At 71.7% G+C, this 23,602-nt stretch carries 25 protein-coding genes and 1 tRNA gene; 14 read left to right on the top strand and 12 right to left on the bottom strand.

The features are described from left to right. Positions 1–175: 175 nt before the first annotated feature. Positions 176–1,558: a TrkH family potassium uptake protein gene (locus ACFQRI_RS13025; RefSeq protein WP_417750621.1), complete on the top strand. Its 1,383-nt coding sequence runs from the start codon at positions 176–178 to the stop codon at positions 1,556–1,558. Between the two features lie 43 nt (positions 1,559–1,601). Next, positions 1,602–2,237: a potassium channel family protein gene (locus tag ACFQRI_RS13020; protein ID WP_380668116.1), complete on the top strand. Its 636-nt coding sequence runs from the start codon at positions 1,602–1,604 to the stop codon at positions 2,235–2,237. A gap of 199 nt (positions 2,238–2,436) precedes the next feature. Here the strand turns inward: ACFQRI_RS13020 and ACFQRI_RS13015 are convergent. Both ACFQRI_RS13015 and ACFQRI_RS13010 read right to left on the bottom strand, forming a co-directional pair. Further along, positions 2,437–2,510 (bottom strand) — tRNA-Pro (locus ACFQRI_RS13015). Between the two features lie 49 nt (positions 2,511–2,559). Further along, positions 2,560–3,522, bottom strand: coding sequence for a metallophosphoesterase (locus ACFQRI_RS13010; RefSeq protein ID WP_380668114.1), 963 nt, complete (start codon positions 3,520–3,522; stop codon positions 2,560–2,562). Positions 3,523–3,591: 69 nt separating this feature from the next. Here ACFQRI_RS13010 and ACFQRI_RS13005 point away from each other — a divergent pair, with 69 nt between their 5' ends. Beyond that, positions 3,592–4,062: a GatB/YqeY domain-containing protein gene (locus ACFQRI_RS13005; protein WP_380668112.1), complete on the top strand. Its 471-nt coding sequence runs from the start codon at positions 3,592–3,594 to the stop codon at positions 4,060–4,062. An 82-nt stretch (positions 4,063–4,144) separates the two neighbouring features. On the opposite strand, the gene ACFQRI_RS13000 is transcribed toward ACFQRI_RS13005, so the two are convergent. Beyond that, positions 4,145–4,927, bottom strand: coding sequence for a siderophore-interacting protein (locus tag ACFQRI_RS13000; protein ID WP_380668110.1), 783 nt, complete (start codon positions 4,925–4,927; stop codon positions 4,145–4,147). A gap of 35 nt (positions 4,928–4,962) precedes the next feature. Next, complete coding sequence (locus ACFQRI_RS12995) at positions 4,963–7,368, bottom strand: penicillin-binding protein (protein ID WP_380668108.1); 2,406 nt, start codon at positions 7,366–7,368, stop codon at positions 4,963–4,965. A gap of 325 nt (positions 7,369–7,693) precedes the next feature. Between ACFQRI_RS12995 and ACFQRI_RS12990 the strand changes: the two genes are divergently transcribed. Next, a complete protein-coding gene (locus ACFQRI_RS12990; RefSeq protein WP_380668106.1) occupies positions 7,694–7,993 on the top strand; it encodes a WhiB family transcriptional regulator in 300 nt (99 codons plus the stop codon). Between the two features lie 55 nt (positions 7,994–8,048). Here ACFQRI_RS12990 and bagB read toward each other — a convergent pair whose 3' ends face one another. Beyond that, entirely contained in the window at positions 8,049–9,188 is a 1,140-nt protein-coding gene (gene bagB, locus ACFQRI_RS12985) for an ATPase BagB (RefSeq protein ID WP_380668104.1), read from the bottom strand. Further along, positions 9,185–10,186 carry an ATPase BagA gene (gene bagA / locus ACFQRI_RS12980; RefSeq protein ID WP_380668102.1) on the bottom strand — a complete coding sequence of 334 codons (1,002 nt, stop codon included), beginning with the start codon at positions 10,184–10,186 and terminating at the stop codon, positions 9,185–9,187. The genes bagB and bagA overlap by 4 nt, the downstream gene beginning before the upstream one ends. Positions 10,187–10,299: 113 nt before the next feature. Here bagA and ACFQRI_RS12975 point away from each other — a divergent pair, with 113 nt between their 5' ends. From ACFQRI_RS12975 to ACFQRI_RS12950, 6 genes are all read left to right on the top strand, one after another. Beyond that, positions 10,300–10,458, top strand: a complete 159-nt coding sequence (locus ACFQRI_RS12975) for a DUF4177 domain-containing protein (RefSeq protein WP_380668100.1) — start codon at positions 10,300–10,302, stop codon at positions 10,456–10,458. A gap of 2 nt (positions 10,459–10,460) precedes the next feature. Next, a complete protein-coding gene (locus ACFQRI_RS12970) occupies positions 10,461–10,919 on the top strand; it encodes a RidA family protein (protein WP_380668098.1) in 459 nt (152 codons plus the stop codon). Positions 10,920–11,285: 366 nt separating this feature from the next. Then, complete coding sequence (locus ACFQRI_RS12965) at positions 11,286–11,900, top strand: hypothetical protein (protein WP_380668096.1); 615 nt, start codon at positions 11,286–11,288, stop codon at positions 11,898–11,900. Between the two features lie 25 nt (positions 11,901–11,925). Beyond that, on the top strand, positions 11,926–13,026 hold the full coding sequence (locus ACFQRI_RS12960) for a hypothetical protein (protein WP_380668095.1): 1,101 nt from the start codon (positions 11,926–11,928) through the stop codon (positions 13,024–13,026). A 67-nt stretch (positions 13,027–13,093) separates the two neighbouring features. Continuing rightward, complete coding sequence (locus ACFQRI_RS12955; RefSeq protein WP_380668723.1) at positions 13,094–13,912, top strand: NUDIX hydrolase; 819 nt, start codon at positions 13,094–13,096, stop codon at positions 13,910–13,912. After that, complete coding sequence (locus ACFQRI_RS12950; RefSeq protein WP_380668093.1) at positions 13,909–14,712, top strand: MBL fold metallo-hydrolase; 804 nt, start codon at positions 13,909–13,911, stop codon at positions 14,710–14,712. Before ACFQRI_RS12955 ends, ACFQRI_RS12950 begins: the two co-directional genes overlap by 4 nt. 6 nt (positions 14,713–14,718) lie before the next feature. Here ACFQRI_RS12950 and ACFQRI_RS12945 read toward each other — a convergent pair whose 3' ends face one another. From ACFQRI_RS12945 to ACFQRI_RS12930, 4 genes are all read right to left on the bottom strand, one after another. Beyond that, on the bottom strand, positions 14,719–15,942 hold the full coding sequence (locus ACFQRI_RS12945) for an MFS transporter (RefSeq protein ID WP_380668721.1): 1,224 nt from the start codon (positions 15,940–15,942) through the stop codon (positions 14,719–14,721). A 376-nt stretch (positions 15,943–16,318) separates the two neighbouring features. After that, positions 16,319–16,549: a hypothetical protein gene (locus ACFQRI_RS12940; protein ID WP_380668091.1), complete on the bottom strand. Its 231-nt coding sequence runs from the start codon at positions 16,547–16,549 to the stop codon at positions 16,319–16,321. Between the two features lie 180 nt (positions 16,550–16,729). Next, the gene (locus tag ACFQRI_RS12935; protein WP_010307868.1) at positions 16,730–17,404 is read right to left on the bottom strand and encodes a Crp/Fnr family transcriptional regulator; all 675 of its coding nucleotides are present in this window, start codon (positions 17,402–17,404) and stop codon (positions 16,730–16,732) included. Between the two features lie 93 nt (positions 17,405–17,497). Beyond that, positions 17,498–17,752: a hypothetical protein gene (locus ACFQRI_RS12930; RefSeq protein WP_380668719.1), complete on the bottom strand. Its 255-nt coding sequence runs from the start codon at positions 17,750–17,752 to the stop codon at positions 17,498–17,500. Between the two features lie 278 nt (positions 17,753–18,030). On the opposite strand from ACFQRI_RS12930, the gene nth reads away from it, so the two are divergent. The 4 genes from nth to ACFQRI_RS12910 all read left to right on the top strand — a co-directional run bounded on the left by nth (position 18,031) and on the right by ACFQRI_RS12910 (position 21,366). Next, the gene (gene nth, locus ACFQRI_RS12925) at positions 18,031–18,768 is read left to right on the top strand and encodes an endonuclease III (RefSeq protein WP_380668088.1); all 738 of its coding nucleotides are present in this window, start codon (positions 18,031–18,033) and stop codon (positions 18,766–18,768) included. After that, positions 18,765–19,400, top strand: coding sequence for a TlpA family protein disulfide reductase (locus ACFQRI_RS12920; RefSeq protein WP_380668086.1), 636 nt, complete (start codon positions 18,765–18,767; stop codon positions 19,398–19,400). The genes nth and ACFQRI_RS12920 overlap by 4 nt, the downstream gene beginning before the upstream one ends. Continuing rightward, positions 19,397–20,101, top strand: a complete 705-nt coding sequence (locus ACFQRI_RS12915; RefSeq protein WP_380668084.1) for an NUDIX hydrolase — start codon at positions 19,397–19,399, stop codon at positions 20,099–20,101. The genes ACFQRI_RS12920 and ACFQRI_RS12915 overlap by 4 nt, the downstream gene beginning before the upstream one ends. A gap of 83 nt (positions 20,102–20,184) precedes the next feature. Further along, on the top strand, positions 20,185–21,366 hold the full coding sequence (locus ACFQRI_RS12910) for a MarP family serine protease (protein WP_380668082.1): 1,182 nt from the start codon (positions 20,185–20,187) through the stop codon (positions 21,364–21,366). A gap of 60 nt (positions 21,367–21,426) precedes the next feature. On the opposite strand, the gene ACFQRI_RS12905 is transcribed toward ACFQRI_RS12910, so the two are convergent. Beyond that, entirely contained in the window at positions 21,427–21,936 is a 510-nt protein-coding gene (locus ACFQRI_RS12905; RefSeq protein ID WP_380668080.1) for a phage holin family protein, read from the bottom strand. Positions 21,937–21,996: 60 nt separating this feature from the next. Then, entirely contained in the window at positions 21,997–23,244 is a 1,248-nt protein-coding gene (gene nhaA, locus ACFQRI_RS12900; RefSeq protein WP_380668078.1) for a Na+/H+ antiporter NhaA, read from the bottom strand. Positions 23,245–23,602 lie beyond the last annotated feature (358 nt).

Here is a 23,602-nt window from a genome sequence, read left to right as displayed (position 1 = left end):
ACAACCTCGGTTGGGGTGAAAAGGCCTGGCCAGTACTCTTCGCGAAGTGCTGGCCAGGCTCAGATCGCCGCGTACTCGATGATATGGGTCACCGTGTTGAGCCGCGGGACGGAGTGGGGGGTAGGTTTCCGGCTCGGTCTTCTGACGGGCATCTGGCGAGGGTGGAGGAGCCGGGGTGCAGGGACGCGCGGCGCTGGGCCGCATATCGCCGACGCGGGCGGTTCTCCGCTGGGTTGGCGGCAAGCCCGCCCGGGTGGTGGCCTTCGGGTTCGCCCTGGCGATCATTGTCGGCACGGTGTTGCTGATGTTGCCGGTCGCCAGCGAGGACGGAACCGTCACCGATTGGGTGACCGCGCTGTTCACCTCGACCTCGTCGATCTGCGTCACGGGGCTGATCGTGGTCGACACCCCGGGGCACTGGTCGACGTTCGGCGAGCTGGTGATCCTCGGGCTCATCCAGGTCGGCGGGTTCGGCATCATGACGTTCGCCTCCCTGCTGGGGGTGTTGGTCACCCGCCGGTTGGGGATGCGGATGCAGCGCAGCGCGGCCACCGAAACCAAGACCTCCGTGCTCGGCGACGTGCGCCGCGTTGTGCTCGGCGTCATCGCGGTCAGCCTGATCATGGAGACGCTCACCGCCCTGGCGCTGACCGCCCGCCTGGCCGCGGGGTACGAGATACCGCTAGGCCAGGCCACCTACCTAGGTGTGTTCCACGCGGTCTCGGCGTTCAACAACGCCGGCTTCGCGCTGTACTCCGACAGCCTGATCGGGTTCGCGACCGACCCGTGGATCTGCGTGCCGATCGTGGTCGCCTTCGTGCTCGGCGGGCTGGGGTTCCCGGTGCTGTTCGAACTCGCCCGGCACGCTCGCCGACAGCAGCGCCGCTGGTCGCTGCACATCCGCATCACCCTCGGCGCCTACGCCGCGCTCGCGGTCGTCGGCGTGATCGCGGTCATCGGGATCGAGTGGACCAACCCCGCTACGCTCGGCCAGTACGATCCGATCGGCAAACTCGTGGCCGGCGCCTTCCAAGGCCTCACGCCCCGCACGGCGGGGTTCAACACCCTCGATGTCGGCGCCATGCAACCGGCGAGCCTGCTGGTCACCGACGTGCTCATGTTCATCGGCGGCGGCAGCGCCGGCACCGCGGGCGGCATCAAGGTCACCACCTTCGCCCTGCTGGCCTTCGTGATGCTCGCCGAAGTGCGCGGCGAACCGAACGTGCACGTGCTGGGCCGCAAGCTGCCGCGCGAGGTCTACCGGCAGGCGTTGACCGTGGTGCTGTCCGGGGTGGGCTTGGTGTGGCTGGCGACCATGACGCTGCTGCTCATCACACCGTTCAAGCTGGACGATGTCTTGTTCGAGGCGACTTCGGCGTTCGGCACCGTCGGGCTCTCCACCGGCATCACCGGCGATCTGTCGCAGGCGGGCCAGCTCATCTTGGTCGTGCTGATGTTCGTCGGCCGCCTGGGACCCATTACGTTCGCCTCCGCGCTGGCCTTGCGCGAACGCGGCAAACGTTACGACCTTCCCGAGGAGCGACCCATTGTCGGCTAAAACTCATCGTCAAGCGCGCCCGGCCGGAACACCCTCGCGGGTCGTGGTGATCGGCCTGGGCCGGTTCGGCAGCTCGCTGGCGCTCGAGCTCATGGAACGGGGTTCGGAAGTGCTCGCGCTGGACACCCGGCCGCAGATCGTCCAGCAGTTCGCCGATTCGGTCACCCACGCCGCGGTGGCCGATACCACCGACCCGGCGGCGCTGCGCCAGCTCAACGTGCCCGACTTCCGCCGTGCCGTGGTGGCCATCGGCGACGACCTGGAAGCCAGCATCCTGACCACCTCGCTGCTGGCCGAATTCGAGATCCCCCACATCTGGTGCAAAGCCATCAACCGCCAGCACGGCCGCATCCTCGAACGCGTCGGCGCCACCCGCGTCGTGCTCCCCGAGCACGACATGGGCGAACGCGTCGCCCACCTGGTTACCGGGCGCATGCTCGACTACATCGAGTTCGAGGACGACTACGCCATGGTCAAAACCCGCGCCCCCGCCATGGCCGTCGGCAATCCCCTCGGTGACAGCAAGATCCGCAGCAAGTACGGCGTCACCGTGGTCGCCATCAAACGCCCCAACCAAGGCTTCGCCTACGCCACCCAAGACACCGTCGTCGAGCAGGGCGACATCCTCATCGCCTCCGGCCTGACCAACGACGTCGAACGCTTCGCCGACCTCACCTGAGCGCCAAGCACGGGCCATCATCTCGGCGGGTTGCGCCGTCTTGGCCACGTGAGCCTGCTGCGTATCAGCAGGGAAGCAGAGGGCGCTGGGCAAGATCAACTCAGATTTTTCTCCCCATTTTCTCCCCCTCAGGGGGCTGGAGCGCGAAAAAGGGCCTGGTCGGAACTCCTCGCGGAGTCCTGACCAGGCCCTTCACCTGTCGGGGTGGCGGGATTTGAACCCACGACCTCTTCGACCCGAACGAAGCGCGCTCCCAAGCTGCGCCACACCCCGATCTCAGCTCTGAGGCATCTCGGGTGCTCGCCTCAGCGCTGGATATAGCTTAGCGGATGCCCTCGCTCGCTCCGTAAGGGGCCCTGGTTTTTGCGTTTTCGCTGGTCGAGGGGGTGTTCGTCGACCTGGGCAGCAAGGTCAGCAGGGTGGCCTCCGGCGGGCAGGCGAAGCGGACCGGGGCGTAGGGCGAGGTTCCCAGGCCGGCCGAGACGTGCAGGCCCATCCGCTCGCCCCAGCTGGAGGCGCCGCGGGCGCGGTGGCGGTCTAGCTCGCAGTTGGTGGTCAGCGCGCCGTAGCCGGGCACGCGCAGCTGGCCGCCGTGGGTGTGGCCGGCCATCACCAGGTCGTAGCCGTCCTCGGCGAAGCAGTCCAGCACGCGGGGCTCCGGGGAGTGCGTCACGCCGAGCTTGAGCTGCGCGTCGGCCGGGGGCGCGCCCGCGATCAGCTCGTAGCGGTCCAGGTGCAGGTGCGGGTCGTCCAGGCCGGCGACGTGGATCTTCACGCCCGAGATCTCGAGGTCGTGGTGCCGGTGCGTGGCGTCCAGCCAGCCGCGCTCGGTCATCGCCGCGCGCAGGTCCCGCCACGGCAGCGGTTCGCCGTGGATGCGCTTGGTCTTGGCCGACGGCAGCAGGTAGCGGGCCGGGTTCTTCGGCTTCGGTCCGTAGTAGTCGTTGCTGCCGAAGATGAACACGCCCGGGCGGTCCAGCAGCGGGCCCATCGCGCGCAGCGCGGCGGGCACGGCCTGCGGGTGGGCCAGGTTGTCGCCGGTGTTGACCACCAGGTCCGGGTCGAGCTCCGCCAGCTCGGAGACCCAGCGCTGCTTCGAATGCTGGTTCGGGGTCATGTGCAGGTCCGAGACGTGCAGCACGCGCAGCGGCGGCGCGTCCTCGGCGAGCACCGGCATCGTGGCCTGGCGCAGTGTCCAGTGGCGCCGCTCGATCGCCGCCGAGTAGGTGATCCCCGCGGCGCCGACGGCGCCCGTGCTGAGCAGAATCCGGCCGAACTTGTTCACGCCCGTCACCCTACGGCTCCGGTGGGGTCGGTGGCCGGGTGGTGGCCTCGGCCACGGGATAATCGGCGCATGGCCGAGATCAAGGACAAGCTGCGGGCGGACCTCTCCGCGGCGATGAAGGAACGGGACACCGCCACCACCGGCGTGCTGCGCATGGCGCTGGCCGCCGTCGGCAAGGAGGAGGTGGCCGGCAAGCAGGCGCGGGAGCTCTCCGACGAGGAAGTGCTCAAGGTGCTCAGCAAGGAGGTCAAGAAGCGCGACGAGTCCGCCGAGGCCTTCCGCGGCGCCGGCCGCGAGGAGCAGGCGGCCGCCGAGGAGGCCGAGGCGGAGGTGCTGCGCCGCTACCTCCCGCAGCCGTTGACCGACGACGAGCTGTCCCGACTGGTCGCCGAGGCCATCGCCGAGGTCGAGGCCGAGCTGGGGGAGAAGCCGGGGATGAAGCAGATGGGCCAGGTCATGAAGCTGGCCAACGCCAAGGCCGCGGGCCGCGCGGAGGGCGGCCAGGTCGCGGGCCTGGTGAAGGCGAAGCTGCAGGGCTAGGAACTGCTCGGGAGTCGCTTCGCGCGGCGGTGGGGTGGACGAGGACGCGGGTCCGCCGCATCCCCGAGCAGCTCTCAGCGACTCAGCCCTCGGTGCCCCGGCGCCAGTAGTTGAGGGCGTAGAGGCGGCGGCGGTCCAGGCCCAGCTCGCGCTGGCAGTGCTCGCGCAGGGCGTGGACCGCGTCCGCCTCGGCGCCGATCCACAGGTGCGGGTCCGGGCCCAGGTCGGCCTCGCGGATCGCGGTGAGCAGCAGGTCGCTCTCGCCGGCGGGCGTGCCGTCGCGGTGCAGCCAGTGCCAGGTCACCTCGGCGGCCGAGGTGACCTGCTGCCGCTCGGCGGCGGCGGCGATCTCGGCGAACACCTCGACCCGGGTGCCCGCCGGGAGCTCTTCGAGGATCGAGCTCATCGCGGGCAGCGCGGTCTCGTCGCCGACCAGCACCAGCGGGTCGGCGTCCGGCTGCGGTTCGTAGGCCATGCTCGGGCCGACCGTCACGATCTGATCGCCCGGCTGGGTCTCGGTGGCCCAGCGGCCGCCGGGCCCCTCGTGATCGTGCACCACGAAGTCGATGGCCAGTTCGAGGCGCTGCCCGTCGAACCAGCGGACGGTGTAGGTGCGCTGCCGGGGCTGCTGCTCGCGGGGCAGCGCGAACACCTCGGCGCGGGTGCGGCCCAGCGGCATCGGCTGGCCGGGTTGGGCGAGGCAGAGCTTGATGCGCTGATCGCTGCCGTTGCTGACGAAGTCGGCCAGCTCCTCGCCGCCGAGGACCACCCGCACCATCCGCGGGGTGATCCACTCGGTCCTGCGGACCTCCAACAGCCGGTACCGGGACCGGGCGCGTCGCTGTCTCGCCTGCGCGTTCGTCACGCGGTCGAGTCTACGAAGCGCCCGGCCCCGGCCGGTCAGGGCGGGCTGATGGAGGGCCGTTCCGGCCGCCCGGGCTGGACCTGGGACTCCTCGGGCTCCTCGGTCGGCTGCGGCTCGGCCGGGGCTTGGCCGGGCGCCTGCTCCGGTGGCGGCCCGTTCTCGGGCGGCCGCTCCTGCTCGGGCGAGCTCGGCGGCGGCTCCTGCGAGGTCGTCTCCGGCGGTGGGACGTACCCGGTGCTGACCGAGATCGACACCGTTTCGCCGGGGAGCGCGAAGCCGCGCGGCGTCTGGCTGGTCACGGTGCCCTGCGAGCGCTGGCTGTTCACCGACTTCGCGTCGACCTTGTAGCCGGCCTCGATCAGCCGGTCGCGGGCCTTGGCCTCCTCCAGCCCGACCACGTTGGGCACCCGGTGCTCGGACCCACCGCTCTCGTAGCGGTTGGTGGTCGGTGGCAGGGGCGCCGTCGGCAGGCCGTCGTGGATCTTGGTCATCGCCTCGAACCAGGTGCGCGCGGGCACCTTGCCGCCGTAGATGTTGCCGCCGCTGCCGCACAGCTGGGGTGGCGTCGTGTCGCAGATGCCCTGTGGCCGGTTGCCGTCGGTGAAGGTCAGCACCGACCCGGCGAACTGCGGCGTGGCGCCGAGGAACCCGGCCGACTGGTAGACCTCGGTGGTACCGGTCTTGGCCGCCACCGGGCGGGTCCAGCCCGCGCTGGAGGCCGCCTGCGCCGCCGTGCCGCCCGATGCGTCGTCCTTGCTCATGCCGACGGCCAGGGCGTTGGCGAGCTCCTCGTCGACGGCCTGCTCGCAGGGCTCCTCGGTGATCGACACCGGGTTGCCGTTGCGGTCCTGGATCTGCTCGACCGGGGTCGGCGGGCACCAGGTCCCGCCGCTCATGATCGTCGCGCCGACGTTGCTGAGCTCCAGCGGGCTGGTCGGGGAGAAGCCGAGGGTGAACGCGCCGATGTTGCGGCTCTTGATGAACTCCGCCTGGCTCTGGCCGCTGGAGTCGTTCGCGCCCACCGGCTGACCGCCGAAGCTGTGGTGCAGCAGGGTCTGCCGCATGCCCAGCCGCGCGGCCATGTCCACCGTCTCGTTGAGGCCCACGCGTTCCTGCAGGGCCACGAACGCGGTGTTCGGCGAGGTCGCCAACGCCATCTGCAGGGTTCGCGGCCCCGGCGCCACGCCGTCGGCGTTGCCGACGGTGTAGGGCGCGGTCCCGTTGCGGTAGACCTGCGAGCTGTAGGAGCCGGGGGCCTGGATGACGTTGTAGATCCCCATGCCCTTCTCCAGCGCCGCGGCCGCGGTGAAGACCTTGTAGACCGATCCGGCGCCGAACTTCACGATCCCGCTGGGCAGCGCGTAGGCCGTCTGGCCCTTCGAGGCGTCGACCCCGAAGTCGCGGTTGGCCACCAGCGCTCGCACCCGGTGCTTGTCCTTGCCGGGCTCCACCACGCTCATCACGTTGGCGATGCCCTCGGTGGTCTTGGGCACCTGGCTCTCCGCGGCGGCCTTGGCCGCGTCGGTGGCGTGCTGGTCCAGCGAGGTGCGGATGGTGTAGCCGCCGGTGTTGAGCTGGTCCTCGGTGAACCCGGCGCGCTGCAGGTAGTCCAGCACGTACTTGCAGAAGAACCCGTCGGCCGGGCCGGCGCCCATGCAGCCGTTGGGCGGCTGCTCGATGGGCGTGGCCAGGTCCAGGCCGGAGTTGCGGGCCTCCTCGGCGGCTTCCGGGGTGATCCGGTGCTGGTCCTCCATCGCCTGGATGACGAGGTTGCGCCGCTCGATGGCCTCGCGCGGGTTGGACTCGGGGTCCAGCGCGCTCGGGCTGTTGACCATGCCGGCCAGCAGCGCGGCCTGGGCGATGGTCAGCTTGTCCGGCGTGGTGTTGAAGTAGGCGTGCGAAGCGGCCGCGATGCCGTAGGTCTGGTGGCCGTAGGGCACCACGTTGAGGTAGCGGGTGAGGATCTCCTCCTTGCTCAGGTGCTTCTCGATCTGCAGCGCGATCCGGATCTCCCGCAGCTTGCGCGCCGGGGTCTGCTCGACGGCCTTGGCCTGCTTGACCGGATCGCCGGCCGCGGAGACGTGCATCAGGTAGTTCTTCACGTACTGCTGGGTCAGCGTGGAACCGCCCTGGCTGATCTCGCCGGCCATCTGGTTGGTGGCCGCGGCGCGCATGGTCCCGGCCCAGTCCACGCCCTGGTGGTCGAAGAAGCGCCGGTCCTCGATGGCCACGATCGCCGCTTTCATGGTGTCGGCGATCTGGTCCGACGCGGCGGGCCTGCGGTTCTGCTCGTAGAGGTGCGCTATCGGCCGACCGTCCCGGTCTGTGACCGTAGTCACAAGTGGTGGTTCCTTGGTGACGATGTCCGCCGAAATGCTGTCGACGGCGTCGCCGGCGCGGTTGGAGACCACTCCGAGTGATCCCGCGATCGGGAACAGCATTCCCGCCACCAACACGCCGGCCAGCACACACAGGCCAAAGAGCTTCAACAGGCTGTCCCGGGCACGCACCGGGCCAGCCTAAAACGTACACCCCTCGTGACGTTCTGTTACAGCCAAAGTTGGCCCGATGTAGTGAGTGGGAAAGATAACGGAGCGACAACCGTCGGTTGGTTGTGGAACCGCAGGGCCTTACAGTCCGTCTACGTCCAGCGACAGCACTGTTGCGTTCGGGGCCCCGACATCACCCGTTCGCGACATCCGGTGCCGGGGGGCTCCGGACGAAATACGGTCGCCGACGATCCAGTGAAGGAGCTGGGGGAAATCTATGTTCGAGCAGGGGGACTGGCGGGTTAGCGCCGCATGTCGAGATCAGAACCCGGATCAATTGTTCGTCCGGGGTGCCGAGCAGCGCAAAGCACGCATGGTCTGCTTCAGCTGCCCGGTGCGGACCGAGTGCCTCGGCGAGGCCCTCGACAACAAGATCGAATTCGGCGTGTGGGGCGGAATGACGGAACGGGAGCGGCGCGCGTTGCTGCGCCGCCGCCCGGATGTTCGTAATTGGCGCGAATTGCTGGAAGCTGCGCGCGCCGATTACGCCGACCTCGCCGAGGTCCAGGTGAGTTGATCAAACTGAGGGGCCGGGCGATCGCAATTGCGGTTGCCCGGCCCGTTTTTTGCGCTCATTCCCCGGCGAGCCTGCGGCCGATCTCCCGCAACCCGTCCAGGTCGTGCACGTCCGAGGGCAGCGCGGGCACCCCGACCAGCGGGACGTCCGGGTGCGCGCGGGTGAACCGGGCCAGCAGCCGCTTCTCCCGCTCGGCCACCGCGACCCGGTCGGCGTGCACCCGCATCACCGCCGCGGCGAGCGGCGCGGTGCCCTCGGCGTCGAGCTCGTCGGCCACCGCGGTCGCCCGGTTGCCGGGCACCTCGGCCACCACCGGGTGGGTCCGGTTGGCCACCATCCCGGACAGCGGCATCGACTCGCCCGCCAGCCGCTCCACGAAGTACGAGGCCTCCCGCAGCGCGTCCGGCTCCGGAGCCGCCACCACGAGGAACGAGGTGCCGGGCGAGCGCAGCAGCCGGTAGGTGTGCTCGGCGCGCTCGCGGAACCCGCCGAAGGTCGAGTCGAAGGCCTGCACGAAGCGGGCCGCATCGGCCAGCAGCTGGCCGCCGATGATCGTGGACACCGCCTTGGCGAACATGCCGAACCCGGCGCCGACGATCTTGCGCAGGCCGCGCCCGCCCGCTCGCGCCGGGCTGGACAGCATCTTGATCAGTCGGCCGTCCAGCACCGTGGACAGCCGCTGCGGCGCGTCCAGGAAGTCCAGCGCGGAACGGCTCGGCGGGGTGTCGACCACGATCAGGTCCCACTCGCCGGAGGCCGACAGCTGCCCCAGCTTCTCCATGGCCATGTACTCCTGCGTTCCGGAGAACGAGGTCGAGATGGTCTGGTAGAAGGGGTTGCTCAGGATCTGCTCGGCGCGCTCCTCGCCCGCGTGGGTGAGCACCATGTCGTCGAAGGTGCGCCGCATGTCCAGCATCATCGCGTTGAGCTCGCCCGCGGGCTCGAAGCCCTCCGGGGCGACCCGCTTGGGCGTGTTGCCCAGCTCCCGCAGTCCCAGCGCCTGGGCGAGCCTGCGCGCCGGGTCGATGGTGAGCACCACCGCCCTGCGGCCGCGCTCGGCCGCGCGCACCGCGAGCGCGGCGGCCGTGGTGGTCTTGCCGACGCCCCCGGAGCCGCAGCACACCAGCACGTGCGTGTCCGGGTCGTCGAGCAGCGCGTCGACGTCGACCTGCGCGGGTCGCAGCGGTTCGCTCAACGTGTGCTCCCGATGCCGTTCTCGGTGAGGATCTCGGCCAGCTCGTAGAGCTCGGCCACGTCGATGCCCGCGGTCAGGTCGGGCAGCGAGACGATCGGCAGGTCGGTCCCGGCGAGCTGCTCGCGCGCGTCGTCCTCCGCCCTGGTGCGGATGGCGTGCTCCGCGGTCTCGTGGGCCAGCGCGCGCAGGGTCGGCTCGTCGACGTCCAGTCCCGCGGCCGACAGCCCCGAGCGCACGGCCTCGCTGTCCAGCTCGCCGGCGGCCGCGCCCTCGACGCTCCCGGCGGGCAGCCGGCAGGGGCGGACCCGGTTGAACACCACGCCGCCGGGCCGCAGGTCGGCCGCGTCCAGCTCGGCGACGGCCTCCAGGGTCTCGCGCACCGGCAGCTCCTCCAGCAGCGTCACCAGGTGCACCACGGTCGCGCTGGAGTGCACCAGCCGGATCACCCCGTCGCTGTGCTCGCGGATCGGGCCGACCTTGGCCAGGTCGGCCATCGCCCGCGTGACGTCGAGGAACTTGACCACCCGGCCGGTCGGCGGCGCGTCGACCACGACCGCGTCGTAGTAGTACCGGCCGTGCTCGTCGGTGCGCCCGACGCACTCCTTGATCTTGCCGGTGAACAGCACGTCGCGGAGCCCCGGCGCGAGGGTGGTGGCGAACTCGATCGCCCCCATCTTGCGCAGCGTGCGGCCGGCGAAGCCGAGGTTGTAGAACATCGACAGGTACTCCAGCAGCGCCGGTTCGGCGTCGATGGCCAGCGCCCGCAGCTCGCCGCCGCCGGGGGCCGCGGCGATCCACTCCTCGGAGTAGGGCAGCGGAGCGGTGTCGAAGAGCTGCGCGATGCCCTGCCTGCCCTCGACCTCCACGAGCAGCACCCGCTTGCCCCCGGTGGCGAGCGCGAGCGCCAGCGCCGCCGCCACGGTGGTCTTGCCGGTGCCGCCCTTGCCGCTGACCACGTGCAGCCGGGCCTGATCGAGCTCGCCGTCCCACTGCGTCACGCGATCAGCCTAGGTCCCGACGGCCGGGGATGTCTCGACCGCGCCGCGAGCCGTGAGGCAGGGCGCACCTGCCAGGCAGGACGCCGTGTGCGGCACGCACTAAGCTGCGCGGCATGCAGAAGTGGGAGTACGCGACCGTGCCGTTGTTGAGCCATGCGACCAAGCAGATCCTCGACCAGTGGGGCGAGGACGGCTGGGAGCTGGTCTCCGTGCTGCCCGGCCCGACCGGTGAGCAGATGGTGGCCTACATGAAGCGGCCGAAGGAGGCCTGATCATGGGTCGGTGGACGGACCGGCTCGCCGAGCTGGGCATTCCGCTCCCGGAGGTGGTCACCCCGGTTGCCGACTACGTGCCCGCGGTGCGCACCGGCAACCTGGTCTACACGGCCGGGCAGGTTCCGATGGTGTCCGGCGAACCGGCCGGTACCGGCAAGGTCGGCTCCGGGGTCAGCGCCGAGGAGGCCAAGCAGCACGCCCGGATCTGCGCGCTCAACGCGCTGGCGGCGGTGGACTCGCTGGTCGGCCTGGACTCGATCGTCCGGGTGGTCAAGGTGGTCGGCTTCGTGGCTTCCGCGGAGGGCTTCCACGGTCAGCCCGGCGTGATCAACGGGGCCTCCGAGCTCCTCGGCGAGATCTTCGGCGAGGCGGGCAAGCACGCCCGCTCCGCGGTCGGCGTCGCCGAGCTGCCGCTCGGCGTCCCGGTCGAGGTCGAGCTGATCGTCGAGGTGGCCTGAGCGCCCGGCGAGGCGGACAACCAGGACTTTCGTTCGATAGCAGACGCGGCGTCCCCGATCTTCGGGTACGCCGCGTTTGTCGTCGCTGACGCTGCGTGGTCGCGTTTCGCGCGCCGCGAGATTTTCGACCACCCGCCCCCGAAGATCGGCTCGGACAAGTACGCTGCGATCATCCCGCGTCGGTGTTCACCTGCTCTGGTGTCACGCAGACGGAGGATGTTGATTCCAACGCGTTGCGAATGGATCGATCGAGGGCTTGATTGATCCGGTCAGCACGACCAGAGTTCACCTAGAAGGGTGTAGCCGCGCCGGGGGACGAGCAGGCCGGCCGCACCCGAACGGGAGCACGAGGCATGGAGGGGCGCCGTGGCAGTGCGTGAAACCGATCTGCTGTGCCACGAACTGTTGCTTCGACTCGCTGGCAGGTTGCCCGACCGGCACCTGTGGCGGTTCCGCGACTGGCTGGCGGGCGATGCCGCGGAGGTCGTCGCGCGGGTGCTGCCGGGCACCCTGGTCCGCGAGCGGATAGCGCTGGGCGACGAGGAGCACCGGCTGCTGTCGGACGCGCTGCTGCCGCTCGGCGCCGACCCGGCGGTGGTCAACGCGGTGCTGCCCGCCGTCGTCGACACCACCCCGCACTACTCCTTCAGCACCGAGCGCCCCGCGGAGAACGTCGCCGACTCCGCGGCCCTGGTGCTCGGCGCGACCCTGCGCGGCCGCTCCGGCGTCCGCGAGGTGCGCAGCACGTGGCGCAGGCGGGACGCGGAAGCGCCGAAGCAGGTCGTGCTGGTGACCGCGTCCGGCGATCACATCGACCTGGCCGGCGAGATCCAGCGGGTGCTGCGCGCGCTCGGGGACACCGCGCCCAGCGTCGAGGTGCTGCCCAACGACCTGGAACCGACCCCGTACCACCGGATGGCGCTGGACGAGTCGGCGCTGGTGTGCGCGGGAGCCGAAGAACTCGCCGGTCGCCGCGGCTGAGCGGTCGGCAGCTAAGGAGGCATTCGTGGTGGACGTGGCAGAGGGCGCCGGTCCGGTGGACCGGTTGCACGACCTCGTGCTGGCCATGACCGGGCGGATCGACGACGACGGCGTCGACGCGGTGCGCGAGCTGCTCGGGATCGGGCAGCCCGACGCCGCGGCGGAGTACCTCGTCGGCTGCCTGCTGGCCGGCGAGATCGAGGTGACCCCCGCCGAGCAGCACCAGCTGCGGCGGATCTTCGACGAGACCCGCACCCCGCGCCAGCTGGTCGACCGGCTGGAGGTGGCCGAATCGCTGCACGGCGAGGTGCACCGGTTCAGCGCCCCCGACACCGACGACACCGATCTCGAGCTCGCGCTCAAGGCGGCCTCCTCCCGGCTGCCCGGGCTGCGCGGGCTGTGGGCGACCAGCCGGACCACGCCCGCGGGCGCCAGCTACGGCGCGGTGCCGCAGAGCGTGCTGCTGGCCGAGGTCGGCCCGGAGGGCGCGAGTTCGGCCGTGGCCTACCAGCTGATCAACGCGCTGCGCCGCGCCGGGCTGCGCTACTCGGTCGAGGTCTTCGACTCCGGGTCCGAGCTGCCCGAGTACCACCGCGAGGCGCTGGCCAACGCGCGGCGGGTGCGGCTGGAGGTGGCGGCCGCGGAGCGGAGCGCTCCGCCGGTGTCGGCCCCGCGGGAGCGCGCCGCCGAGCGCAGGCAGCCCGAGGAGACCCCTCCACCACCGGTGCCGCCGGTGGCGGAGGAGACCCGGCCGGAGGGGGTGCAGCACGCTGTGGCCGAGCCGCAGCACGAGTTTCTGGCCGAGCACGCCACCCAGCCGTCCCAGCCCGCGGGCAAGCACGAACCAGCCCACCCCGCAGAACCAGCCGAGCCCGAGCGCGCAGCCGAACCCGAACAACCCGGCGAACCCGCTGCCGAAGCGGAGGCCGAGCAGACCGGGGTGATGATGAAGGTCCCGGCCGCGGTCGACGAGAAGCTCACCGACCGCGAGCGCAACCTTCTGCGCAAGCTGCACGAGGAGCTCGCGCACCGGGAGACCGAGGAGCCCGAGCCGGTCGGCGAGGACGGCCTGCGCACCTCCATGCCGGGCGGCACCGGCGGGTTCCCGCCGATCGCCCAGCACTGACGCCCCGCGCCTCGAACAGCGGCACCGCCGCGGTCGACGACCGCCTAAGGTGGTCGACATGGTGTCGATGCGTGGGCGGGTGCTGCCTGCCGGGTTCGTGCCGGAGGAGGCGCCGGAGGTCCCCGCGGCGCCGCGGGACGCCGCGACCGTGGTGCTGGTGCGCGAAGGCGACCCGGGTCTCGAGGTCTTCCTGCAGCGCAGGGTGCGCGACATGGCCTTCGCCGGCGGCATGACCGTCTTCCCCGGCGGCGGCGTCGACTCGCGGGACGCGGACGCCTCGATCGGCTGGGCCGGGCCCGACGCCGCCTGGTGGGCGCAGCGCTTCGGCTGCTCGGCGGAGACCGCGCGGGCGCTGGTGTGCGCGGCCGTGCGGGAGACCTTCGAGGAATCCGGCGTGCTGCTGGCCGGCCCGGAAGCGGGCAGCGTCGTCGGCGAGACCGGGCGCTACGCCGCGGCCCGCGCCCAGCTGGAGACCCGCGAGCGCTCGTTGGCCGAGTTCCTCGCCGAGGAGGGCTTGGTGCTGCGCGCCGACCTGCTGCGGCCCTGGTCGAACTGGGTCACCCCGGAGCGCGAACCGCGCCGCTACGACACCCGGTTCTTCCTCGCCGCGCTTCCCGAGGGGCAGCTCGCCGACGCGGGCACCTCCGAGGCCGCCGAGGCCTACTGGTCCACCCCGGCCCGCGCCCTCGACGAGTTCCGCGCCGGCCGCTGCCAGCTGCTGCCGCCCACCGAGTTCACCCTGGCCGAGCTGGCCGAGCACCGGGCGCTCAGCGGACTGCTGGACGCCGAGCGCGGGCTGCGGCCGATCATGCCCAAGCTGGTCCACCGGGACGGTCGCTGGCAGGCCGTGCTGCCCGGCGAACCGGGATACGAGGAGGCCCGGTGAGCGAGCACCCCGCGTACGGCGAACTCCGCCAGGTCACCGGGTACGCCTCGGTGCTGCTGGCCGACAACCCCTCGCCGATGACCCTCGACGGCACCAACACCTGGGTGCTGCGCGAGCCGGGAAGCGCCGAGGCCGTGGTCATCGACCCCGGGCCCGGCGACGCCGACCACCTGCGCCGGGTGGCCGACCGCGGACCGGTCCCGCTGGTGCTGCTGACGCACCACCACGGCGACCACACCGACGGCGTGGCCGAGTTCGTCGGGCTCACGGGGGCGAAGGTGCGCGCCCTGGACCCGGCCCTGTGCCGGGACGCCGAACCGCTGGCCGACGGGGAGCTGATCCGGGCGGGCGGCCTCGAACTGCGGGTGCTGGAGACAGCGGGGCACACGGCCGACTCGGTGTCGTTCGCGGTCGAGCACGACGAGCCCGCGGTGTTCACCGGGGACAGCGTGCTCGGCAGGGGAACCACGGTGGTGGCGCACCCCGACGGGCACCTGGGCTCGTACCTGGACTCGCTGCGGCGGCTGGCCGAGTTCCCGGAGGGCGTGCGAGCGCTGCCCGGGCACGGTCCGGAGCTGCCGGACGTGCGCGCGGCGGCCGAGTTCTACCTGCAGCACCGGCGGGAGCGGCTGGAGCAGGTGCGCGCGGCGGTCGCCGAGCTGGGCGCGGACGCCTCGCCCCGGCAGGTCGTGGAGATCGTCTACGCCGACGTGGACCGGGCGGTCTGGCCCGCCGCGGACCTCACCGTCCAGGCCCAGCTCACCTACCTGGCCGAACGCGGCGAGCTCGCGGTGAGCTGACGCGCCTCATTCGGCGGCGAGCACGAGCTCCGAGCGCTCCCTGGCGGGCAGCAGGGTGGCCCGGCGCCGCCAGAGCAGCGCGGTGATCAGCAGGCCGACCACCGCGGCGACCAGGAAGGTCGACTTGGGGCCGCCGATCTCGACGAGCTGGCCGCTGGTCGAGTGGCCGATCGCGGAGCCCAGCGTGACCGAGGTGACCACCCAGCCGAAGGCCTCGGCGGCCTTGCCGCGCGGCGCGGCGACCTCGATGGCCACCGAGTGCGCGGTCGACTGCGGGGTGATCAGGCAGCCCGCCGCCAGCAGCGCGACGCACAGGCCCCACAGCGAGCTCGGCGCCGCCAGCAGCGCGATGAGCAGGGCGAACCCGGCCAGCAGCGCGGGCAGTCGCAGGTGCATCGGCCGCGGCCACGGGCGCACGCCGTAGACCAGGCCGACCAGCACCGAGCTCACCGACATCAGGCTGATCAGCAGGCCGCCGGCGGTCGGGACGCCTGCGTCGACCGCGGCGGCGGGCACCGCCACCTCGATGTAGCCGATCAGCAGGCCGAAGCCGCCCGCCGCCAGCGCGACGGTGCGCATCCCCGGAGCGGCGAGCGCTCCGAGCACGTCGCCGGAGTGCTGCCCGGGTTCCGGGCGCCGGGTGCGGGAGGCGCGGGTCGAGGCGAACCAGACCCCGCCCACCACCATGCAGGAGGCGGCCACCAGCAGGCCGAGCCCGGGCCAGGGCGTGGCGACCAGCAGCGCGGCCACGCCCGGGCCGAGGATGAAGAAGACCTCCAGGCTGATCGCCTCGTAGGACACCGCGGCCTCGCGGACCCGGCCGGGCGGCAGCAGGTGCTCCCACATCGCCCGGGACGCCGAGCTGACGTTGGGCTGCGTCATGCCCAGCAGGAACGACAGCCCGACCGAGATCGCCGCGGGCGCGTGCGCCTCGATGGAGGTGATCGTGGCCGCCACGGCGACGACGAACAGCGCCGAGGCGACGTAGAGCGGCAGCGACGGCCCGACCCGGTCCATGATCCTGCCCTGCACGACCGACCCGGCGGCGACGCCGATCAGCGCGCCCGCCGACATCATGCCGGCGATCGCGAACGACGAGCTCACCCGCTGCACGTACAGCAGTAGCGCCATCGCGAACATGGCGATCGGCCAGCGGCCGAGCAGCGAGGCCAGGACGGGCACGCGCGCTCCTGGCGTGCTCAGGGCACGGCGGTAGTCCGCCAAGGACATGGATTGGGACACGCGTACCAGTATGCCGACGGTGGTACGGCAGTACCAACCGGCTTTCGGGTGGGCCGCGGACGTGAGCTTCCTTACCCAGAACGGGTGACGCCTGCAACCAGCGTGGGCGCTGATGCGTCTCTGAAGGTGAGAAGGGGTTGCCCGGACGGGCAGCTCTCGCGCACATTCGAAATAGGACTTTCCTCCGGAGCCGAGGATTCGGGGCCGAAGCTCCGGGGGATCGGGGGAGCGTGGTTAGTCGTCGGGGGACCAACCACGCGATGTGAAGGGGCCGGAACACCGCGTCGGGGGCGGTGTCCGGCCCCTTCACTCGTGCCTGCCCCGGGCCGCGCGGCCCGGGGCACCCGTCGTCCTCACCGGTGGGTCAGCAGCCACCACCGCCGCCGCCGTCACCACCACCGGCGCTCCCGCCGCCGTCGCCTCCCGGGCCGCAGTCGCCGCTCCCGGGCGAGTCGACGACGCCGCTGGAGCCGATCGCGGTGTTGCCGCGGTGTCGCCCGGACTTCGGCGCGCCCGCGCCCGCCCGCGCGATCATGACGAGCATCCCGATCAGCACCAGGACGAAGAGGCCGCCGCCGAGCACGGTCGAAGACATCTCCGACCTCCTCTCGCATTCGCGTTCGACGTCCCTTGGACGCGCGCGGGCGGCGGGGGTTGCGCGGGCGGCGGGAGGAGATCGTCCGGACACGCCGAAGCGCGCGTCGACGGGAGGATCCGGGGCGGGCCCGGACCCTTCCGCCGACGCGCGTGGCGTCGCTTCAGTTGTCGTCGCCGGTCAGCGTGCGCGGCGGGCGAGGCGCTCGGGGTCGAGGATGAGCACGCTCTTGCCCTCCAGCCGGAGCCAGCCGCGGTGCGCGAAGTCGGCGAGCGCCTTGTTCACGGTCTCCCGCGAGGCGCCGACGTACTGCGCGATCTCCTCCTGCGTGAGGTCGTGGGTGACCCGCAGCAGGCCCGCTTCCTGGCTGCCGAAGCGCTGCGCGAGCTGCAGCAGCGCCTTGGCGACACGTCCCGGCACGTCGGTGAAGATCAGATCGGCGAGCATGCCGTTGGTGCGGCGCAGTCGACGCGCCACGACGCGCAGCAGCTGCTCGGCGATCTCCGGGCGCGTCGCGATCCACTGGCGCAGCGCGCTGCGGTCCATGCTCAGCGCGCGCACCTCGGTGACCGTGGTCGCCGTCGACGTCCGCGGACCCGGGTCGAAGATGGAGAGCTCGCCGAACATGTCCGACGGCCCCATGATCGCCAGCAGGTTCTCCCTGCCGTCCGGGGATTTGCGCCCGAGCTTCACCTTGCCGGACTGAATGATGTAGAGCCGGTCACCCGGCTCGCCCTCGGCGAAGATCACGTGTCCTCGCGGGAACTCGACAGGTTCCAGCGACTGGGCCAGTGCCTCCGCGGCGGCCGGCTCAACGCCTTGGAAGATGCCGGCCCGGGCCAGGGTCTCGTCCACCTCGTCCCTCCATGTTGAGACGCGGCGGCTGTCTGTGGTGCCGGACCCGCGTCAGCGCGTCTGGCGGTGTGCCGCCGATCACTACCAGCAATTCTAAGGCTGGTCGCGCGAACGGCGGGTACGTAGCCTACCGGCGCGTCCCACCCTGCGTAGCTGGAACAGCTCCAGCGCACGTCCAATGCCTTGCCGGAAGAGCGCGCGGACCTCGTCGGGACGCGCGTTCTCCAGCAGTTCTTCCACCTCGTTCTCCTGCACCGCCACATGCCGCAGGCGGGCCTCCACGCGCTCCATGAAGAGGGTGAAGAACATGATCACCAGCGGCACGACGATGACGAACCAGGCTGCCATCATGCTGTGAATCCTCGCTCATACCTTCGAGGCACGTGCAACCGGGGTGGGCTTACCCGTTGAGCTGACCACGTGGCCACGCCCCGTGTCGGTGCGATCCGTACCCTGGTGGGGTGCCGGAACCAGCCAGGAAGTCCCGCGCCGCGTCCGCCGACCCGTCTCCTGCTCAGGGGAAAACCTCCGATCGGGGGAAGCGGGCGACGTCGTCCCGCGGGACGCAGCGTCGCCGGAACAGGTCCGAGGAGACCAGGCTGGGCCTGGTCCGCCGAGCCCGCCGCATGCTGCGCGCCCTCGAAGGAGCCTATCCGGACGCGCACTGCGAGCTGGACTTCAACACACCGCTGGAGCTGGCGGTGGCCACCATCCTGTCCGCCCAGTGCACCGACAAGCGGGTCAACGCGGTCACGCCCGCGCTCTTCCGCCGGTACCCGACCGCGGCCGACTACGCCGGGGCCGAGCGCGCCGAGCTGGAGGAGCTGATCCGCTCCACCGGCTTCTACCGGAACAAGGCCGCCTCGCTGATGGGCCTGGGCGCCGCGCTGGTCGAGCAGCACGGCGGGGAGGTCCCGCGCGACCTCGGCGAGCTGGTCAAGCTGCCCGGCATCGGGCGCAAGACCGCCAACGTGATCCTGGGCAACGCCTTCGACGTCCCGGGCATCACGGTGGACACCCACTTCGGCAGGCTGGTGCGCCGCTGGGGCTGGACGTCCGAGGAGGACCCGGTCAAGGTCGAGCACGCCATCGGCGAGCTGATTCCCCGCAAGGAGTGGACCGTGCTGTCCCACCGGGTGATCTTCCACGGCCGGCGGGTCTGCCACTCCCGCAAGCCGGCCTGCGGCGCGTGCCTGCTGGCCAAGGACTGCCCGTCCTACGGCGCGGGTGAGACCGACCACCTCGCCGCCGCCAAGCTGGTGCGCGGCCCGGAGACGCCGCGGCTGCTGGAGCTGGCCGGGGTTGTCGACGAGGTGCCCGAGGAGACCGTCGAGAAGCAGGCGGCGAAGGAGCCGGTCGCGTGAGCGTTCGCGACTTCCGCAGGGAGATCCAGTGGACCGTCGTCGTGGTCGTGCTCGCGGTGCTGGCCGCGATCGCGCTGTGGCCGCGGGACGGCTCCGGCGGTGGTGATCCCGGCTCCGCGGCGGCCCCGGCGCCCGCGGCGCAGCCGGTCGACCCGCAGCAGCGCGCCGCCGCCGACCTCGAGGCCTGCCCCACCGGCAGCGGCGGGCCCGCCGAGCTCGCCGGGATCACCGCCACCTGCCTGGCCGACGGCGCGCCGGTGCAGCTGGGCGGTGCGCTGGCCGGTGAGCCCACGCTGATCAACTTCTGGGCCACCTGGTGCCCGCCGTGCCGGGCCGAGATGCCCGCGCTGGAGGCCTACAGCAAGCAGCCCGGCGCGATCCGGGTGCTCGGCGTGCAGGTGGAGAGCGGCCAGGCCGACGGCCTGGAGCTGCTCCGCCAGCTCGGCGTTCACTACCCGAACGTGCACGACGGGGACAACCGGGTGCGGGCCGCCGTGCGTGCTCCCAAGACCCTGCCCGTCAGCTACGTGGTGACCGCCTCCGGCGAGGTGCGGCGGATCGACCCGCCGGTGGCCTTCGAGTCCGCGCAGCAGGTCAGGGACGCCGTCGAACGCACCTTGGGGGCCGGATGACCGACACGGGACCCCTGGTCGAGCCGGAGACGGTGCCCGACTGGCTGCAGACGCTGGTCAAGCGCACCGCCGATCTCGATCCGGGGCACTTCGGCTGGCCCGACCACGTGCCGCCGGACTCGGCCCGCCCCGCGGCGGTGCTGATCCTCTTCGGCGACGGCGAGCCCGGGCCCGACGTGCTGCTGCTGCGCCGCGCGGAAAACCTGAACAGCCATCCGGGTCAGGTTGCCTTCCCGGGTGGATCGCTCGACGATGTTGATCGCGGACCGGTCGACGCCGCGCTGCGCGAGGCCGTCGAGGAGGTGGGGCTGCGGCCCGAGGGCGTGCGACCGGTGGCCCGGTTGCCGGAGCTGCACGTCCCGCACAGCGGATTCCGGGTGACCCCGGTCGTGGCGCACTGGACCGAGCCGTCGCCGGTGGCCCCGATGGACCCCGGCGAGACGGCTTCGGTGGCCCGGGTGCCGCTGTCCTCGCTGACCGACCCGGAGAACCGGGTGCGGGTCCGCCTGTCCAGCGGCATGGCCGGTCCGGCATTCCTGATCCCGGGGATGCTCGTCTGGGGCTTCACCGGCGGCCTGCTGGCCGGGCTGCTCGAACTGGGCGGCTGGGCGCGGCCGTGGAACCGCGCCGATGTGCGGGAGCTGGACGCCGCCTGGCGAACGGTCGAGGAGGCCGACGACATCGGCCTCGGGCGCACCTGAGGCGTTGCCGACCGGCGACCCGGATCGTTTCTCGACCATGAGACCGTGTCCCGGACTGATCGACCGTCGCGAGGGGTGAGTGGGTGAACTGGGTCGACCTGCTGGTGGTGTTGCTGGCCCTGCTCGCGGCGGTGTCCGGAGCGCGCAGCGGTCTGGTGACCGCCCTGCTGTCCTTCCTGGGCGTGTTCCTGGGCGCGGTCGTCGGCCTCAAGGTCGCCCCGATGCTGCTGGACCAGATCCACAGCCCGGTCGCCCGGCTCGCGCTGGGCGTCGGCGTGGTGGTGCTGCTGGTCGCGCTGGGCGAGACCTTCGGCATGTGGGCCGGCCGCGAGCTCCGGGACCGGATCACCTCGCCGAAGCTGACCGGCGTGGACAACGCGCTGGGCTCGGTGCTGCAGTTCTTCGCCGTGCTGGTGGTGGCCTGGCTGGTGGCGCTGCCGTTCACCTCGGCCTCCGCGCTGCCCGGGCTGGCCTCGGCGATCAGCGGTTCCCAGGTGCTCGGGACGGTCAACCGGATGATGCCGGACCAGGCCAGGGCGCTGCCCAACGATCTGCGCGAGATGCTCGGCGTCTCCGGGTTCCCGGAGGCCCTGGAGCCGTTCACCGAGACCCCGGTCGCGCGCACCGCCCCGCCGGACTCCGCGCTGGCCGCCAGCGAGGTGGTGCGCGACGCCCACCCGAGCGTGGTCAAGGTGCGCGGCCGCGCGACCTCCTGCTCGCGCGCGCTGGAGGGCACCGGGTTCGTGGTCGCGCCGCACAAGGTGATGACCAACGCGCACGTGGTGGCCGGCACCGATCAGGTGGCCATCGAGATCGGCAGCGGGTCCTTCGACGCCGAGGTGGTCCTCTACCGCCCGGACGTGGACCTCGCGGTGCTCTCGGTGCCGGACCTCGACGCCCGGGCCCTGACGCTGACCGGGGGCGCGAACTCCGGCGACGACGTGATCGCGCTCGGCTACCCGCTGGACGGCCCGTACACGGCGTCCCCGGGCCGCGTCCGCGAGCGCATCAGGTTGCGCGGGCCGGACATCTACGACTCGCAGACCGTGGTGCGCGACGTCTACACGGTTCGCGGCAAGGTGCAGAGCGGCAACTCCGGCGGACCGCTGGTCGATCCGCAGGGCAACGTGGTCGGCGTGGTCTTCGGCGCGGCGGTCGACGACCCGGAGACCGGCTTCGCCCTCACCGCCGACGAGGTCCGCGACGAGGTGGCCGCGGCACCGACCCTGGACAGCCCGGTCGACACCGGGGCCTGCACGAAGTAGGCCCCGGGCCGGGCGCGCTCGCGCCCGCGGGGGCCTGCGGCCCGAGCGGGCGCGAACGCCTCAGGCGGTGGCTTCGGCGCTCTCGGCGTCCTGGTGCTTCCGCTTGGTGATCTTCTTGGTGTCCTTGAGCGTGGCGATGGTCCGCTTCGGGGCCTTGAGCTTGCGCACGCGGCGGTAGCCCAGCAGTGCCAGCAGGCCCGCGACCAGGAGCATCACCAGGAACACGATTCCGAAGGAGGCCCAGCGCCAGATGCCCAGCGCGGCCAGCCCCTCGGCGGCGGTGAAGAACAAGAAGAACATGCTGAACGCGAGCACGGTCAGCGCCAGGATGAAGTAGACGCTGCCCTTGACCGCCTTCTTGGCCTCACCGGTGATCTCGGTCTTGGCCAGCTCCACTTCGGAGCGGAGCAGGGTCGAAAGGTGGGTCGTGGCGTCGCGGACCAGCGACCCGATCGACTCGTTGCGATCGGCCGCGCCCTCTTCGGACAGCGGGATGGACGTCACCGCGGTCCACCCCGCACCCTCACCGCTGCCGTTGGTGGTCTTGTCGGCGCTGTTCACGCGCCCCATCGTGCCACGAGTGATCAGGGATCCGCCCAGCGACTCGCGACACGTTACTCGCAGGTGACCTCACCCGGTGGTCTCGTCACCGGGCGTCGGGCTGGGGTTCGGGAACGCGTTGTCGTCGCCGTTGGCCAGCTTGCGGCCGCGCCGGATCAGGATGGCGGCGGCCACCAGCGAGGCGATGAACGAGGCGATCAGCACCGCGGCCTTGGCCCGCTCGGCGGCTTCCCCGGTCAGCGACAGCTCGGCGATCAGCAGGCTCACCGTGAAGCCGACGCCGCCGAGCAGCGCCAGCGCGGTCATGTCCCGCCAGGACACCGATTCCGGTTTGGTCCCGATGCCCAGCTTCACGGCCACCCAGGAGACGCCGAAGATGCCGAAGAACTTGCCCGCCAGCAGGCCGACGATCACACCGATGGCGACGCGGTCCTCGAAGATCGCCACCAGCGCGTCCGGGTTGACCGGCACGCCCGCGGCGAAGAAGGCGAACACGGGCACCACCAGGCCCGCCGACCAGGGCTGCAGCCGGTGCTCCAGGCGCATCGACGGCGAGGCGTGCTCGCCCGGGTCCTGCTTGACGCGGGTGAGCAGGCCCAGCGCCACGCCGGCGATGGTGGCGTGCACGCCGCTGGAGTGCACCGCGACCCAGACGGCCACGGCCAGCGGGATGTAGAGCCAGCTGGCGGTCACCCGCTTGTGCTGCAGGAACCAGTAGACGACGCACAGCACGACCGCGGTGGCCAGCCACAGCAGGCTCATGTGCTTGGTGAACAGCACCGCGATCACCACGATCGCGCCCAGGTCGTCGACGACCGCGAGGCTGAGCAGGAAAACCCTGGCCGCGGTGGGCATCCAGGAGCCGGTCAGCGAGAGCACGCCCAGCGCGAAGGCGATGTCGGTGGCCATCGGGATCGCCCAGGCGTCGTGCGCGCCGGGCGTGCCGTGGCCGACGGCGAAGGCGAGCGCGGCGGGCAGGATCATCCCGCCCGCCGCGGCGATGATCGGCAGCAGGGCGGTGCGGAGGTCGGACAGCTCGCCGATGACCATCTCGCGCTTGAGCTCGAGTCCGGCGACGAAGAAGAAGATCGCCAGCAGCCCGTCCTTGGCCCACTCGCCGACGCCGAGGTGCAGGTGCAGCAGGTGCGGGCCGATCTCGAAGTCGCGGACCGCGGTGTAGATCCCGGAGACGGGGGTGTTGGCCAGCAGCAGCGCCAGGACCGTTGCCGCCAGCAGGATCATCCCGCCGACGGTCTCGGTGCGCAGGTACTCGCCGAAGTCGAAGCTCTTGGCGGCTCGGGAGTTGTTTTCGGACACGAAGGCTCCGTTCGTGTGGGCAGCACGTCTGGTCGCCGACCAGACTTCCCGGCACACCTGAAGTGAACCCTAACATCGATCAGGTCGCGCGTTTGCGAATGCAATGCGCCCGATTTGTCTTCGTCGCAGGTCAGCGCCTCGCGCAAGGGGCGCCGGCGGTGGCATTGCTGACAATAAGGGGCGCCCCGAGCGGGGCGCCCCTTGTTCAACCGGATCGGTCCGCCGGTCGGGTCAGTCGTCGCTGGAGGTGCTCAGGCCCTTCGAGATGAGGTCCATGACCGAGGAGTCGGCCAGCGTGCTCACGTCGCCGACCTCGCGGTTCTCGGCGACGTCGCGCAGCAGGCGGCGCATGATCTTG

This window comes from Saccharopolyspora griseoalba (assembly GCF_042665275.1).
Lineage (GTDB): Bacteria > Actinomycetota > Actinomycetes > Mycobacteriales > Pseudonocardiaceae > Saccharopolyspora > Saccharopolyspora griseoalba.
This window is presented reverse-complemented; position numbering and strand designations above follow the sequence as displayed.

Bases quoted from the DNA above. Each gene is read 5' to 3' on its own strand.
- ACFQRI_RS13005 (WP_380668112.1), top strand. From the start codon at position 3,592: ATGGCCGAGATCAAGGACAAGCTGCGGGCGGACCTCTCCGCGGCGATG.
- ACFQRI_RS12995 (WP_380668108.1), bottom strand. From the start codon at position 7,368: ATGCTGTTCCCGATCGCGGGATCACTCGGAGTGGTCTCCAACCGCGCC.
- ACFQRI_RS12990 (WP_380668106.1), top strand. From the start codon at position 7,694: ATGTTCGAGCAGGGGGACTGGCGGGTTAGCGCCGCATGTCGAGATCAG.
- ACFQRI_RS12975 (WP_380668100.1), top strand. From the start codon at position 10,300: ATGCAGAAGTGGGAGTACGCGACCGTGCCGTTGTTGAGCCATGCGACC.
- ACFQRI_RS12970 (WP_380668098.1), top strand. From the start codon at position 10,461: ATGGGTCGGTGGACGGACCGGCTCGCCGAGCTGGGCATTCCGCTCCCG.
- ACFQRI_RS12955 (WP_380668723.1), top strand. From the start codon at position 13,094: ATGCGTGGGCGGGTGCTGCCTGCCGGGTTCGTGCCGGAGGAGGCGCCG.
- ACFQRI_RS12945 (WP_380668721.1), bottom strand. From the start codon at position 15,942: ATGTCCTTGGCGGACTACCGCCGTGCCCTGAGCACGCCAGGAGCGCGC.
- ACFQRI_RS12940 (WP_380668091.1), bottom strand. From the start codon at position 16,549: ATGTCTTCGACCGTGCTCGGCGGCGGCCTCTTCGTCCTGGTGCTGATC.
- ACFQRI_RS12930 (WP_380668719.1), bottom strand. From the start codon at position 17,752: ATGGCAGCCTGGTTCGTCATCGTCGTGCCGCTGGTGATCATGTTCTTC.
- nth (WP_380668088.1), top strand. From the start codon at position 18,031: ATGCTGCGCGCCCTCGAAGGAGCCTATCCGGACGCGCACTGCGAGCTG.
- ACFQRI_RS12915 (WP_380668084.1), top strand. From the start codon at position 19,397: ATGACCGACACGGGACCCCTGGTCGAGCCGGAGACGGTGCCCGACTGG.
- ACFQRI_RS12905 (WP_380668080.1), bottom strand. From the start codon at position 21,936: ATGGGGCGCGTGAACAGCGCCGACAAGACCACCAACGGCAGCGGTGAG.